Below are 13,052 nucleotides of genomic sequence, written 5' to 3'. Positions count from 1 at the left end.
CGAGGAGTTATAAATTAGATTATAACTCCTCATTTTTTAATTAAATCTCAATTCATTTCGAAGACCCGAATATTTTCTTAAATCTAAAGTTATGGCCCCAATTTTAAGTTCAACTTCTGCCCGAACCGGAATTTTATTAGCATCATCGGTTACCCAAAGTTTTACAGATTCTTCATCTTGAAAAAAGTTATTTTTTGGTAATTGAGGCGTGATTTTGAAAGTGCTTATTTTGCCAAATTTAGTTTTCAAAACTTCTTTTCCTCTATATTTCAAACGCATATTATACACTTCTCCCTCAAAAAAGAAAATGACTGGGACACTTTCTCCGATGGCCATTTTTGAAAAATTAATGGTTCTCAAATAATAATATCCACTCACCACGTCTTGCACATTATTGGGCAGTTGGAACGTTTTTTTTTCGTTATCATCGTCAATGTCGTACTGTTTTGCTGTATTTGCTTCGTGATTAAAAATGATTTTTTGTTCATTTTTGTAATTTCCTTCTTCTTTTTTCTGGTAAAAAAGTTGGGGCAAAATCATCGCCGAATCAATATAAGAGGTCCACACATCACGCACTTTCGTAAACCAATCGGTCATTCCAACCGTTCGAGCCACAATATTTACTTTATAGCATTGACGGCCATTAGCATTTTGAAATTTATTATCCACATCCACAATTGCTTCAGCCGCATTTACAAAACCGTAATGCACACGATACTCAATGTGTTCACCAGTTGTAAAACTTGTTTGTTCAATGACAGGCTCTTTCTCAGCAGATTTAAAACTCATTGCTGAAAAGATTAAAGCAATTGCAAAAAAGTATTTTTTCATTTTACAGAAATTGTGGTAGTTTATCAGTTATATTTTCTGACTAAATAGTTTAAAAAACCGTCAAAATCGTTCTTGAACTGGGTTTTGAAAATATTTTCAAATTCATTTTGCTTAGAATTGTAGGTTTTAAAACTTACAAAATAAGCATTATTCGGTAAATCATTTTTGTTAAATTGATGCTTTGGTAAGTTTGGTAAGTTTGGTAATTTACGATAAATTGTATCTTGACTCTGTTCGATTTTTTCAATTAACGAATATTTTAATGAATCCTTATACTTATACGTAAAATTTGGCAGAAAGGTTCTGTACAAACTATCCAACTTCAATGTACCACGATTGAGGAGTATGATGAAAGAATCTCGGAAAATCTTTGATTGGGTAAATCGCTTAAATTGCTCAGAATCAGTGCCATACTTAAATTTTAAAAATCTTTTTGCGCCATAATCGCCAATAAAATTAGCCAAATTTTCACTTGTTTCATGGTCATTCTTCACAAAAATCGTTCCATGCGTCATTTCGTGAATAATCAAACTCGCCAATTTCCCATCGGGATAATATAGCATGTTTGATAAAATTGGCTCGGGCAACCAACCTAACGTAGAATAGGCAATACCTTGTCCCATTTCGGTGTCGTAGCCCTTTGATTTCCAGTTATTTTGTTCTTTTACGGCGGCGGTAGAGTCAAAAAAACCTTTGTAGGTAAAACTGCCAATAAACCAACTCACAATCGGAAAATCAAATTCCTTTGCTTCCATTTTGTAGGGTTCAGCTACCGTTAATAGATGAACTAATGGCTGACCATTTTGATTATAAAGTGTTTGGTAAACATCTGGATTATCGTGCAATCCTAAAGAGTCAATCGCATATGTTCGAACTTCTTGAATGTATAAAATGCGCTTTTTGAGGGAATCGGGAATGGATTTATCTTGCAGAACTTCTTTTAGTGGGCGAGTATTAAAAGCAATATCTAAACCTCCTTTTGCTTGTTGGTAAAAATATTGAACCCATGATTTTTGCCAAATTAATAAACTGATAATTAAGACAATAATACTCATCCAAATTATTCTTTTGCGTTTTTCTTTTCTTTGTTTTTGAAGTAAAATCATGATTGGAATTGAGCACGGACTATTTGTAATCCTGAATATTCAAAATATTTTGACAAAACTGATATTCGGATGCTTGATTTGAACAGATAAATAATAATCGATTTTTTGAATATTCTTGTACATTGCGAAGATACCAAGCTGATGCTTCTACATCAAGATTTGAAGTAGGCTCATCTAACATCAAGATTTCACAATCCGACCAAAAGGCTAAGCCCAATTTTACCCGTTGCTTCATACCTGAAGAAAAGAACTTTACTTCTTTATTTTTGGCTTTGGGTAATTCAATAAAATCAATGAATTCATGAATGGATAAATTATTTTTGAAGGGCTTGAATTTGGTATGAAATTCAATGATCTCGGTCAAAGTGAAGTCTTCAATGAGTTCTAAATAAGGGGCCGCTACGATTAGATGCTTGTAATAATTATCAACGAGAATTGATTTTTGTTGATTTTCGTATTGGATAAGTCCTTCAGAATGAGGCATAAAGCCCGAAAGTACTTGGAGTAAAGTAGATTTGCCACTGCCGTTTGCTCCAATAAAAGTGTAAGATTCTCCTGATTGAAATTCGTAATTCAAATTTCTGAAAACCCATTCATTCCTAAATTTTTTACCAAGATTTTGAGCAATTATTTTCAATGTATTTATGAATTATGAGTGATGAATTATGAATTATTCTGTCAGAATTTAAAGAATATCATGCTCTACAAAATTATGTCATAAAACCTTTAAATTCATAATTCATAACTCACAATTCATATTTATCAAGAAAGTCCTTTCATGATTCCTCTTTCCGAATTGCGAATAAAATTAACAATTTCGTCTCTTTCGGCGGAGGCTGGGAGATTAATTTCTATTTGTGAGAGGGCATCATTGTTATTGAAATTTTTCAGATAAACATAACGATACGTTTCTTGAATTTGCGTGATTTGTTCATCCGTAAACCCACGTCTGCGAAGACCAATTGAATTTATTCCAGCGTAAGAAAGCGGTTCACGACCCGATTTTGTGAAAGGAGGAACATCTTTACGAATTAAAGACCCACCCGAAACCATTGAGTGACGACCTATTTTTACAAACTGATGCACGGCACTTGAACCTCCTACAATTGCAAAATCCCCTACTTCTACGTGTCCTGCCATTTGTACACTATTGGCTAAAATACAGTTGTCGCCAATCAAACAATCATGGGCAACGTGAACATAAGCCATGATTAGACAATTTTTTCCAATTTGGGTTTTATGCTTATCACTCGTTCCACGATTAATGGTTGCACATTCTCTGATTGTTGTATTGTCTCCAATAATTGCAAAGGTATCTTCTCCACCAAATTTTAAATCTTGGGGAATTGCGGCAATTACTGCTCCAGGAAAAATACGGCAATTTTTACCGATTCTGGCGCCTGGAAAAATGGTTACGTTTGAACCAATCCAACTACCATCACCAATTTCTACATTTTGGTGAATAACAGTAAAAGGTTCTACTACCACATTTTGTGCAAGTTTAGCTTCTGGATGTATGTATGCTAATGGTTGTGTCATTTTTTTTCTTAGTTAAAGAGTTATAAAGTTGTAAAAGTCAAAGAGTTGTTTAATACTCTATACTGAAACTATTAAGTTACTTTAACTATCTAACTGCTTTAACTTTTTAACTTTTACGAACTAAACTTGCGGTCATATCTGCTTCACAAACAACGACTCCGTTTACATAGGCCCGTCCGTGCATCTTTGCAATTCCCCTACGTATGGGGGCTAATAAATCACATTTGAAAATTACGGTATCTCCTGGTACAACACTTTTGCGGAAACGACAATTTTCGATTCCTACAAGATATGGCCAGTAATTTTCTGGATCTGGAACTGAACTCAAAACCAAAATACCGCCCGTTTGTGCCATAGCTTCTACCTGCATAACACCCGGCATGACTGGGTTGTTTGGAAAATGTCCCGTGAAATAATGTTCATTCATCGTTACATTCTTAATTCCTACCACACTTTCATCATCCAAATACGTGATTTTATCGACCATTTGGAAAGGATAACGATGGGGTAATAATTGATAAATACGCTCGAAATTAAAAATTGGTGGTTGTTTTGGGTCATACTGAGGAACGTTATTCTTCTCAGTTTCTTTCATCAATTTTTTGATTTTCTTGGCCAATTCAACATTGGCAGCATGACCAGGACGAGCCGCCAAAATTTGGGCTTTAATCGGGCGACCAACCAATGCCAAATCTCCTACCATATCCAATAATTTATGGCGAGCCATTTCATTTGGATAGTATAATTCCAAATTATTAAGAATGCCTCTTTCCTTTGAAACGCTTACTTTTGGTTTGTCCAACATCACCGCTAAACGATCCAATTCTACATCGCTATAATCACGGTCAGCAATCACAATAGCATTCGATAAATCGCCACCTTTAATTAAATCTGCGTTAAAAAGTGCTTCTAATTCATGCACAAAACAGAAAGTACGACATTTGGCAAAATTCTCATTGAATTGCTCAATATTGGTCAAATTTGCGTGTTGACTCGATAAGAATTTAGAATTATAATCAACCATTGCCGTTAAACGATAGTCGTTCAAAGGCAAAGCCGCTAATTCAACTCCTCTTTCATTATCTTTGAAACGTACTTCAGAAGGAATTTCAAAAAATTTACGATTAGCATTTTGTTCTTCCAAACCTGTGTCCAAAATTGCTTCCACAAATTTTATCGCACTTCCATCCATAATAGGAGGTTCGGGCCCATCTAATTGAATCAAAACATTGTCCACCTGACAACCAACCATTGCCGCCAAAACGTGTTCTACTGTATTTATTCTTGCACCGTTATGTTCGATAGTCGTTCCTCTGGAAGTATCCACCACATAATCAACATCGGCATCTGCGATGGGTTGCCCAGGTAAATCAATTCGTTGGAACTTGTAACCATGATTTGGGGGAGCAGGAACGAAAGTCATATTGGCGAGAACGCCAGTGTGCAAGCCTACGCCCGATAAAGTAATGGCTTTTTGAATAGTATGCTGTTTATTCTTCATTTTTTACTGTTGCAATCGCATAATTATCATAGGATACATCAAAAAATGAGACCTATTTTTATGAGATTTAATAATTCATTTTATTTATAAATACTATTTTGCACTCGTACGTTTTGCGTTGATTTTTTGATTACTTCTCTCCCAGTTTTTCTTCAACTGCTCTTAATCTTTGTTCAATTTTAGGTAAGTTTTTATACAAAACCTGCGATTTTAAGTTATTGTGGCTATCCTGAGCCGGTGAACCAGCCATTATTCTACCCGATTGTCTCACGGTTTTTGTTATTCCAGATTGAGCCGTTACAATCGTTTTATCAGCAACAGTGATATGTCCCGCCATGCCTACCTGGCCGCCAATCATACAATTTTCACCCACTTTTGTTGAACCAGAAATGCCCGTTAATGCCGCAATAACGGTATTTTTGCCTATTTCTACATTATGAGCAATTTGTACTAAATTATCAATTTTAACGCCTTCTCTCAAGATAGTTGAACCAATTGTGGCTCTATCAACCGTTGTATTTGCGCCAATACTTACATTATTTTCCAAAATCACATTACCCAATTGAGGAATTGTGGCGAAAGTACCGTCTGCCTGTGGAGCAAAACCAAACCCATCCGCTCCAATAACAGCATTAGAATGGATAGTGCAATTATCACCGATAATGGTATTATGATAAATTTTTGCTCCTGAATAAATCGTACAATTATCTCCAATGACACAGGCATCAGAAATGGTTACATTTGGGTAAATTTTAGCGTTATTCCCAATTGTACAATGCTCGCCAATATAGGCAAATGCACCTATATACACATCTGAGCCAATTTTTGCGGTTGAACTGATGAAGGAAGGTTGTTCGATTCCTTTTTTATTTTGGGCTAAAATTTTCTGATACTCTTGAAGTAAGGTGGTGAAGGCGGCATACGCATTTTCAACTAAAATTAAGGTAGTTAGGTACTGTTTTTTAGGTTGGAATTGATGATCGACAATTACTGCGGTAGCCAGGGTAGTGTAGATATAATGTTCATATTTTGGATTTGCCAAAAAGGAAATTGTTCCTGTTGAACCTTCTTCTATTTTTGCTAATTGGTTAATTTTCAAGGTTTTATTACCTTTAACTTCACCATTTAGCATTTGAGCAATCTGTTCAACCGTAAATTCCATATTTATATCTTTGTTCTTGGTTATAAGTAAAATAGTTAAAAAAAAGTGCTAAAATTCAAATTCTGAAATTGTTTGAATATCAGGCAAACAACCAGATTTAGAACCAAGTACGTAATTCTAAAATTATTCTCGCAAATATACGTCCTTTGCCCAACAAATATAGTATTTTTTCACTACATTACTTAAAGCCTTGATGGTCGGCAAATCGGAAGCATCGGCAATATCAACCACTAATTTATTCTTCGTTAAAATGTTAATCGCTTGTTTTTCAGACAGATAAGCCTCGTTTGAAATGGTGCCATCTACCACAAAATACGACAAATTATCATCATTGATTTCATCATGATTTAGAAAATCATTTTTAATTTTTTCAAGAAAAGCCTTTTCAAAAGGTTCATCGGAAATTATTATTTTATATAATTTCCTTTCTAATAATTTTTTACAAATTCCCGCAAGGATAAAGTCACTATGTTTCGACCAGATTTTCACGCAAGCCCAAATATCGTTATCATCCATCTCGGTGAATGCCTGCAAATAAGATTTATCTGATACAAATTCTGCTAAGGTTACATCATTTTTGAGAAATAAACCGAAACCTTCCGTGGCAAAAACTTCAACCCCCGATTTTACTAATTCTCTGGCTCGCCTTACAATTTGGGATAGCATGACTTCGGCACAAATTGAGGTTTTATGCAAATAAACTTGCCAGTACATCAACCTTCGAGCGGTTAAAAAGTTTTCGACAGAATAAATTCCTTTTTGTTCAACTACCAAATTATCATCGACAACATCGAGCATTTTTAAAATTCTTTCTGCGCCAATATTTCCTTCCCGAACGCCCGTAAAAAAACTGTCTCGGTTTAAATAATCCATTCTGTCAACATCTAATTGACTGGAAATGAGTTGATTAAAGAATGGTCGGTGGTATTCTCCAATAAACATCTTAATTGCCAGTGAGAGTTTTCCTTCAAATTGCCGATTCAACTCTTCCATTAAAAGAAATGAAATTTGTTCGTGTGGAACCTGATTTAAGATATGACGCTCCAATACATGAGAAAATGGTCCATGCCCAACGTCATGTAAAAGAATGGCAATTTGTGCCGATTCGCATTCGTCATCAGAAATGGGATGCCCTTTTTGTCGTAAAGTAGTAATTGCTTCATTCATCAAATACATAGCTCCCAAAGCATGATGAAATCGAGTATGTAATGCACCTGGATATACCAATTCGGCCAATCCTAACTGCTTAATGCGTCTAAGTCGTTGATAATAAGGGTGTTCTATGAGGTCATAGATAAGTTCAGAAGTTATATTAATGAATCCGTAAACAGGATCATTAATAATTTTGCGTTTGTTTATCATGTAATTTTTGGTAAAAAACTTAATAAAATTAAGACTAAACAACCTAAAAACAAAAATGAAGATTAACTTTACAATGTACAATTGAGAATTGACAATTGATCATTAAGCATAATTTCCAATTATAAGCTTTTACTTATTAACCCAATTTCTCTACTTACATTATCAATTTTCCATTTTTAATTATCAATTAATAAATATGACATTTGTAGCCTTAACCGAAAAAATCAAATCATTAGCCGCTGCCAAAGGAGGTATTGGTTCATCAATCAAATTTGCCACCGATGCAGGGAATGTTTTTTTAACTGCTGATGGCGTAGTTTCAAATGATGATGCTACGGCTGATTGTACCATTAAAGTATCTCAAAGCGATTTAGAAGGACTGATGTCGGGAGATTTAAACCCAATGACTGCCTTTATGTTTGGCAAATTAAAAATCGATGGAGATATGGGGGTGGCTATGAAATTGAAAGATTTATTTTAAAAAATAGCCATGAGTTATGAGCTATGAGTTTTAAAGTCTAATCTTTGATAAAACTCATTTTCATATTTACTCATAGCTCAAAACTTAAAGCTCAAAGCTATGAACGAAACAATAGTAGCCCTTGCAACCCCTGCGGGGGTGGGGGCTATTGCGGTTATAAGAGTCTCGGGTTCCGAGACTTTTCCGATTGTGAATAAACTTTTTAGAGGTAAAAATCTTGAAAAACAAGTGTCACACACCATCCATTTTGGCACCATCCGAGAGGGAGAAATGATTATTGATGAAGTATTGGTTTCTTTATTCAAGGCACCTGCTTCATATACCCGTGAGGATACGATTGAAATTTCCTGTCATGGTTCTGATTATATAATTCAGAAAATATTAAAACTTATTCTTCTTGAAGGGGCAAGGCTTGCCAATGCTGGTGAATTTACGCAAAGAGCCTTCTTAAACGGGCAATTAGACCTCGCCCAAGCCGAAGCGGTTGCCGATTTAATTGCCTCAGATTCAGAGGCTTCCCATCAAACTGCGATCAATCAAATTAGAGGAGGATTTTCTAAACAAATTGCGCAACTAAGGGAGTCATTAATTCATTTTGCTTCCATGATTGAGTTAGAATTAGATTTTGGTGAAGAAGACGTGGAATTTGCGGATCGTGATGATTTGCGGCAATTAATTTTCCAAATTCAAGCCGTTTTAGTACCGTTAATTGAGAGTTTCTCGTTGGGAAATGTTATCAAAAATGGCGTTCCAACGGTGATTATTGGAAAACCAAATGCAGGAAAATCTACACTTTTAAATCGCCTTTTGAACGAAGAAAAGGCCATTGTTTCAGATATTGCTGGCACAACTCGTGATGTAATCGAAGATGAATTACTGATAGAGGGAATTCGTTTTCGATTAATTGATACGGCTGGATTACGTACCGCTACCGACACGATTGAGGCAATAGGAGTAGAGCGTACGATGCAACAAATGGAAAAGGCAAGTTTAATTATTTACTTGTTTGATGCTTCTGAGATAGATTTGTCGTTTATCAGTAATCAATTATTAGAATTTAATGCCCCTTATCTATTAGTCGGAAATAAAATGGATAAATTATCACCCGAAAAAAAAGCTGAATTTGAAAAAGTTCATCCAGATATTATTTGGATATCTGCTTCTAATGATTTGAACATTAATGAGTTAAAAAATATTTTAGTTAAAAAAGTAAAGGCCAAAGAAATAAAAACGGGCGATACGGTAGTAACAAATCTTCGTCATTTTCAGCATCTTTCTCAAACCAACGAAGCTTTAGAAAATGTTTTGGAAGGATTAAATCAAAGTATTACAGGTGATTTTTTGGCGCAAGATATTCGTTTTGCGTTACATCATTTAGGCGAGATTACTGGTCAGATTACAACGGATGACTTGTTGGCAAATATATTTGGAAAGTTCTGTATAGGAAAGTAAGATACCCTACTAAAACAATACAAAAACCCTTGTAAAACGCTTTAAAAGGCTTTTATGAGGGTTTTCTTTTTTCCTTACTATTGGTTCATATTGGTTTAATAGTGGTATTTTAGGGGTTTATTTCTGATTTATTTGTACCTTTGAATATTCCTTTTTGATTTGTGGCATGCGGAGGCACAGGAATGGGAGATTAGTTTACTTAATGATACTTAAATTAACTTAACAATACTTAGATTAACTTATTGATATGAGCAGTAACATCACGGTTCAACGAATATGCCAGTATTGCGGTACTGAATTTATGGCAAAGACAACTACAACTCAATATTGTAGTATGACTTGCAATAGAAGGGCGTACAAGGCTAAAGTTAAAAACGGAAAGATTGAAAAGAGCGACAACGAAGTAAAGGTTATCAAAGCTAAACCGATGGACGATTTAAAGGCTAAGGAGTTTTTGACAGTTCGGGACATTGCTACTTTATTAGGGTCGTCTCGAATGGCAGTTTATAAAATGATAAATTCGGGTCGATTGCATGGCGTTAATTTGTCGGAGCGTAAAACCTTAATAAGACGTTCCGACTTTGATAGACTTTTTGAACAACCTAAACCAATTTCTTTAAAATCCAAAACGCCACCGCCTCCGCCTATACGTGAATATGTTGAAAATGAATGGTATTCTATGAATGAGATAAAAGAGAAATATAATATATCTGATAAAGCTATCTATGAGATTGTTAAGCGTTATAATATTCCACGGCATAAAGTATGGCGAGCCGCTTTTTATCCCAAAGATTTAATTGATAAAATATTTAATACTCAATCAATAAACTAATACTTCCATGAGTAAGACCAAGAACATTTATACAAAAGTTACTTTACGCCAAAAACCAATAAGCGGAAACCGTGAAAGTTTATATCTTGATTTTTATCCTGCAATCATAGACGATAAGGGTAATGAAACCAGACGGCAGTTCTTGGGCTTGTATCTATTCCATACGGCGAACCCTAACAAATTTACAGGCATAAAATTAAAAGAATACTTGGAGCGTATGGATATTGATTTTATTACTTATGAAACAATGGCACAAATGGAACTTGATAAAAATAAGCATACTTACATGGTTGCTTGTGTGGCTCGAGATGCACGCTATAAAGAAGTAATTTCAAGGGGTGTATTATCGGATTTAGAAAGACGTGCTGAGATTCAAATCAAAAAACAGGAATTGGAACAATCGGAAAAAGATACTTTAAAAGACCAAGAACAGATGATTTTGGATGAGAATTTTTTAAAATATTTTGAGCTTTTGGCAAGAAAACGAAGCGGGACAAATCACGATAATTGGCACAGTGCCGTAAAGTATTTTGATATTTATTGTAAGGGTAAATGTATTATGCGAAATATTACGGAAAGTTTTTGCAACGATTTTAAATCCTTTTTAATGAAAGCACCGAGCCGTAAAAGTAGTAAAGTAACCTTATCAAATAATTCTGCGGTTAGCTATTTCAATAAATTTAAAGCTACCTTAAAACAGGCTTATAAGGACGGGTTTTTGAAGGATGATATAAGCGCTAAAATAGACTGCATCAAGACAATTGAAACAAGTTCTGTATTCCTAACGATGGAAGAAGTTAATAAATTAGTTAATACTCCGTGTGATAACGATGTATTAAAAAGAGCTTCACTATTCACAGTATTAACAGGTATAAGGCACGTAGATATAAAGAACTTGGTTTGGGCAAACGTTTATTTTGAAACTGATGAAGGTTATTCGTTAAATTTTATTGAACAGAAGACGGGTAGTGTTCACGATAATTTGCCAATTTCATTGCAGGCATTTTCTTTAATGGGCGAACGTGGCGAACCTGACAAAAAAATATTTAAAGGATTGGTTTATTCTGCCAGCACTTCCAAGGATTTAGCCAAATGGGCGAAAGATGCAGGAATCAATAAAGCCATTACCTATCACAAATTTAGGCATACCTATGCAATATTACAGTTATCGAACGGAACAGATATTTACACCGTATCAAAAATGATGGGTCATTCCAGTGTAACAATTACAGCCAGAATTTACGCTAAAATTGTGGATGAGACCAAACGTAAAGCAAGCAACGCATTTACTATTAATATGTAGTATTTTTATTATTTAATCCTTAATTTCAAAATAAAACCCTGCCATACTTGGACGTTCGACAGGGTTTATAAACTAAAAATGATGATGCAAAATAAGCAAAGATTTGGTGAATTACATAATGTATGTTTTAATGAAGAGAATTATCCCTATGATATTTTCAATTTTTTAGAACCATTCCGAACTACACAATTTAGAGAAGGGGTAATTTATGATTTTCCACTTGAGATAAAACCTGAAAATTTCTTAGAATATCAAGATATTTCCGATGAAGTTAAACAATGTTTCGAAAGGAATATTAGTCCAATCCAATCAATAAATTATAATGACACAGCTATCTCTTTTTTTACTAATCCTTACATTGGAGATTGGTATTTGAAAGAGATTAAAGATAGTAGTATTGTTGGTTATTACAACGCATTACCAAGAAGTGGTGTGTGCAAGTGGCGAGAATCAATTTATAATTTAAAGTATAACGAATCTGAAATTGTGTATTGCATAATGAAAAAACTTGGTAAATATTATAAACAAAATCAGAAATTTGAAATTGAATTTAATAAGTACAAAGCCTTTTTTGATGGTACAATAGCGGAGTTTTTGGAATGCTTAATTAACGAATATGAAGATTTTTATTATTCTACAAATTTAGGTTTTAATTATTACTACATGAATAAGATTGAAGGTTATGATGGTCTTAAAGATAGATTAACTGAAATGGTAAATAATTTGTCCGCACCCCCATCGTCCAATGATATCAAGCAGGGGAAAGGGAAAGCAGGAAGACCAGAAAGCAAAGAAGTTTCAAGGATTGACAAAACACTTTATGAAAAATATATTCAATTAACAATTACAAATAAAATAACTATTCCCAAATCCAAAGCAATTGCTACATTAGCAGGTGAGTATAAAAACACATTTAACCCCAATAATCTCGAGAGTACAAAAGCATCAATTAGGAGAATTATTAGAAAAATGGACGAATAAAAATTAAAAAAGCAAACAATTAATAGCTAAAAAATAGAGTGTAACTGTTTGATAATCAGATAGATTTACGAACATTAATTAACAGACGAACAATGTAATTATTGTTCGTTTTTTTTGTTTCAAATCGTCCGTAACGTTGTGAATAATTAAGCGAATAATTAATAAAACAATAGATATGGAACAGCAATTTGCAAGTATTCTCGAATCAATTATTAGACCTATTGTAGTTAGTGCAGTGATGGACAGCTTAGAAGGTTTACGATTGAACTACCCAACAGCACCCACAGAACAGCCTGATAGATGGCTTGATATTAATCAATTATCTGCCTATCTACCTGACAGACCTAAAACGGAAACTATCTACGAAAGGGCAAGGAATGGAGAAATTCCAGCACATAAAAAGGGGAAGAAATGGTATTTTTTAACGTCTGAAATAAATCAGTATTTAAAGACAGGCAGAAAAAAAACGAAAGCCGAAAAGATGGAATCTTTGCGTATTGAG

Annotated in this window: 13 protein-coding genes; 6 read left to right on the top strand and 7 right to left on the bottom strand. The window is 34.3% G+C overall.

Annotation, left to right across the window (positions count from 1 at the left end):
• Window positions 1-36: 36 nt before the first annotated feature.
• The 7 genes from AC1W31_RS14790 to AC1W31_RS14760 all read right to left on the bottom strand — a co-directional run bounded on the left by AC1W31_RS14790 (window position 37) and on the right by AC1W31_RS14760 (window position 7,501).
• Window positions 37-831 carry a DUF3108 domain-containing protein gene (locus AC1W31_RS14790; protein ID WP_481735246.1) on the bottom strand — a complete coding sequence of 265 codons (795 nt, stop codon included), beginning with the start codon at window positions 829-831 and terminating at the stop codon, window positions 37-39.
• Window positions 832-854: 23 nt separating this feature from the next.
• Window positions 855-1,937 carry an aminopeptidase gene (locus tag AC1W31_RS14785; RefSeq protein ID WP_481735245.1) on the bottom strand — a complete coding sequence of 361 codons (1,083 nt, stop codon included), beginning with the start codon at window positions 1,935-1,937 and terminating at the stop codon, window positions 855-857.
• Between the two features lie 19 nt (window positions 1,938-1,956).
• Window positions 1,957-2,574 carry an ABC transporter ATP-binding protein gene (locus AC1W31_RS14780; protein ID WP_481735244.1) on the bottom strand — a complete coding sequence of 206 codons (618 nt, stop codon included), beginning with the start codon at window positions 2,572-2,574 and terminating at the stop codon, window positions 1,957-1,959.
• A gap of 125 nt (window positions 2,575-2,699) precedes the next feature.
• Window positions 2,700-3,476, bottom strand: a complete 777-nt coding sequence (gene lpxA, locus AC1W31_RS14775) for an acyl-ACP--UDP-N-acetylglucosamine O-acyltransferase (protein WP_481735243.1) — start codon at window positions 3,474-3,476, stop codon at window positions 2,700-2,702.
• Between the two features lie 106 nt (window positions 3,477-3,582).
• On the bottom strand, window positions 3,583-4,977 hold the full coding sequence (locus AC1W31_RS14770) for a bifunctional UDP-3-O-[3-hydroxymyristoyl] N-acetylglucosamine deacetylase/3-hydroxyacyl-ACP dehydratase (RefSeq protein WP_481735242.1): 1,395 nt from the start codon (window positions 4,975-4,977) through the stop codon (window positions 3,583-3,585).
• Between the two features lie 130 nt (window positions 4,978-5,107).
• The gene (gene lpxD, locus AC1W31_RS14765; protein WP_481735241.1) at window positions 5,108-6,139 is read right to left on the bottom strand and encodes a UDP-3-O-(3-hydroxymyristoyl)glucosamine N-acyltransferase; all 1,032 of its coding nucleotides are present in this window, start codon (window positions 6,137-6,139) and stop codon (window positions 5,108-5,110) included.
• Between the two features lie 123 nt (window positions 6,140-6,262).
• Window positions 6,263-7,501 carry an HD domain-containing protein gene (locus AC1W31_RS14760; RefSeq protein ID WP_481735240.1) on the bottom strand — a complete coding sequence of 413 codons (1,239 nt, stop codon included), beginning with the start codon at window positions 7,499-7,501 and terminating at the stop codon, window positions 6,263-6,265.
• 196 nt (window positions 7,502-7,697) lie between these two features.
• On the opposite strand from AC1W31_RS14760, the gene AC1W31_RS14755 reads away from it, so the two are divergent.
• The 6 genes from AC1W31_RS14755 to AC1W31_RS14730 form a co-directional block, all read left to right on the top strand.
• A complete protein-coding gene (locus AC1W31_RS14755; protein ID WP_481735239.1) occupies window positions 7,698-7,982 on the top strand; it encodes an SCP2 sterol-binding domain-containing protein in 285 nt (94 codons plus the stop codon).
• 99 nt (window positions 7,983-8,081) lie between these two features.
• Window positions 8,082-9,434, top strand: coding sequence for a tRNA uridine-5-carboxymethylaminomethyl(34) synthesis GTPase MnmE (gene mnmE, locus AC1W31_RS14750; RefSeq protein WP_481735238.1), 1,353 nt, complete (start codon window positions 8,082-8,084; stop codon window positions 9,432-9,434).
• Window positions 9,435-9,735: 301 nt separating this feature from the next.
• Window positions 9,736-10,266 (top strand): helix-turn-helix domain-containing protein, encoded by a 531-nt coding sequence (locus AC1W31_RS14745; protein WP_481735237.1) that lies wholly within the window; start codon window positions 9,736-9,738, stop codon window positions 10,264-10,266.
• Between the two features lie 7 nt (window positions 10,267-10,273).
• Entirely contained in the window at window positions 10,274-11,569 is a 1,296-nt protein-coding gene (locus tag AC1W31_RS14740; protein WP_481735236.1) for a site-specific integrase, read from the top strand.
• Between the two features lie 78 nt (window positions 11,570-11,647).
• Complete coding sequence (locus AC1W31_RS14735) at window positions 11,648-12,550, top strand: hypothetical protein (RefSeq protein ID WP_481735235.1); 903 nt, start codon at window positions 11,648-11,650, stop codon at window positions 12,548-12,550.
• Between the two features lie 175 nt (window positions 12,551-12,725).
• A partial coding sequence (locus AC1W31_RS14730) for a helix-turn-helix domain-containing protein (protein WP_481735234.1) occupies window positions 12,726-13,052 on the top strand: 327 nt, incomplete at its 3' end.

The sequence above is a fragment of the Arcicella sp. genome, from assembly GCF_964672035.1.
The sequence above is the reverse complement of the archived record's forward strand: the minus strand, read 5'-3'. Positions and strand labels throughout refer to the sequence as shown.

Coding starts and splice junctions, on each gene's coding strand:
- AC1W31_RS14790 (WP_481735246.1), bottom strand. CDS start 831: ATGAAAAAATACTTTTTTGCAATTGCTTTAATCTTTTCAGCAATGAGT.
- AC1W31_RS14785 (WP_481735245.1), bottom strand. CDS start 1,937: ATGATTTTACTTCAAAAACAAAGAAAAGAAAAACGCAAAAGAATAATT.
- lpxA (WP_481735243.1), bottom strand. CDS start 3,476: ATGACACAACCATTAGCATACATACATCCAGAAGCTAAACTTGCACAA.
- AC1W31_RS14770 (WP_481735242.1), bottom strand. CDS start 4,977: ATGAAGAATAAACAGCATACTATTCAAAAAGCCATTACTTTATCGGGC.
- lpxD (WP_481735241.1), bottom strand. CDS start 6,139: ATGGAATTTACGGTTGAACAGATTGCTCAAATGCTAAATGGTGAAGTT.
- AC1W31_RS14760 (WP_481735240.1), bottom strand. CDS start 7,501: ATGATAAACAAACGCAAAATTATTAATGATCCTGTTTACGGATTCATT.
- AC1W31_RS14755 (WP_481735239.1), top strand. CDS start 7,698: ATGACATTTGTAGCCTTAACCGAAAAAATCAAATCATTAGCCGCTGCC.
- mnmE (WP_481735238.1), top strand. CDS start 8,082: ATGAACGAAACAATAGTAGCCCTTGCAACCCCTGCGGGGGTGGGGGCT.
- AC1W31_RS14745 (WP_481735237.1), top strand. CDS start 9,736: ATGGCAAAGACAACTACAACTCAATATTGTAGTATGACTTGCAATAGA.
- AC1W31_RS14740 (WP_481735236.1), top strand. CDS start 10,274: ATGAGTAAGACCAAGAACATTTATACAAAAGTTACTTTACGCCAAAAA.
- AC1W31_RS14735 (WP_481735235.1), top strand. CDS start 11,648: ATGATGATGCAAAATAAGCAAAGATTTGGTGAATTACATAATGTATGT.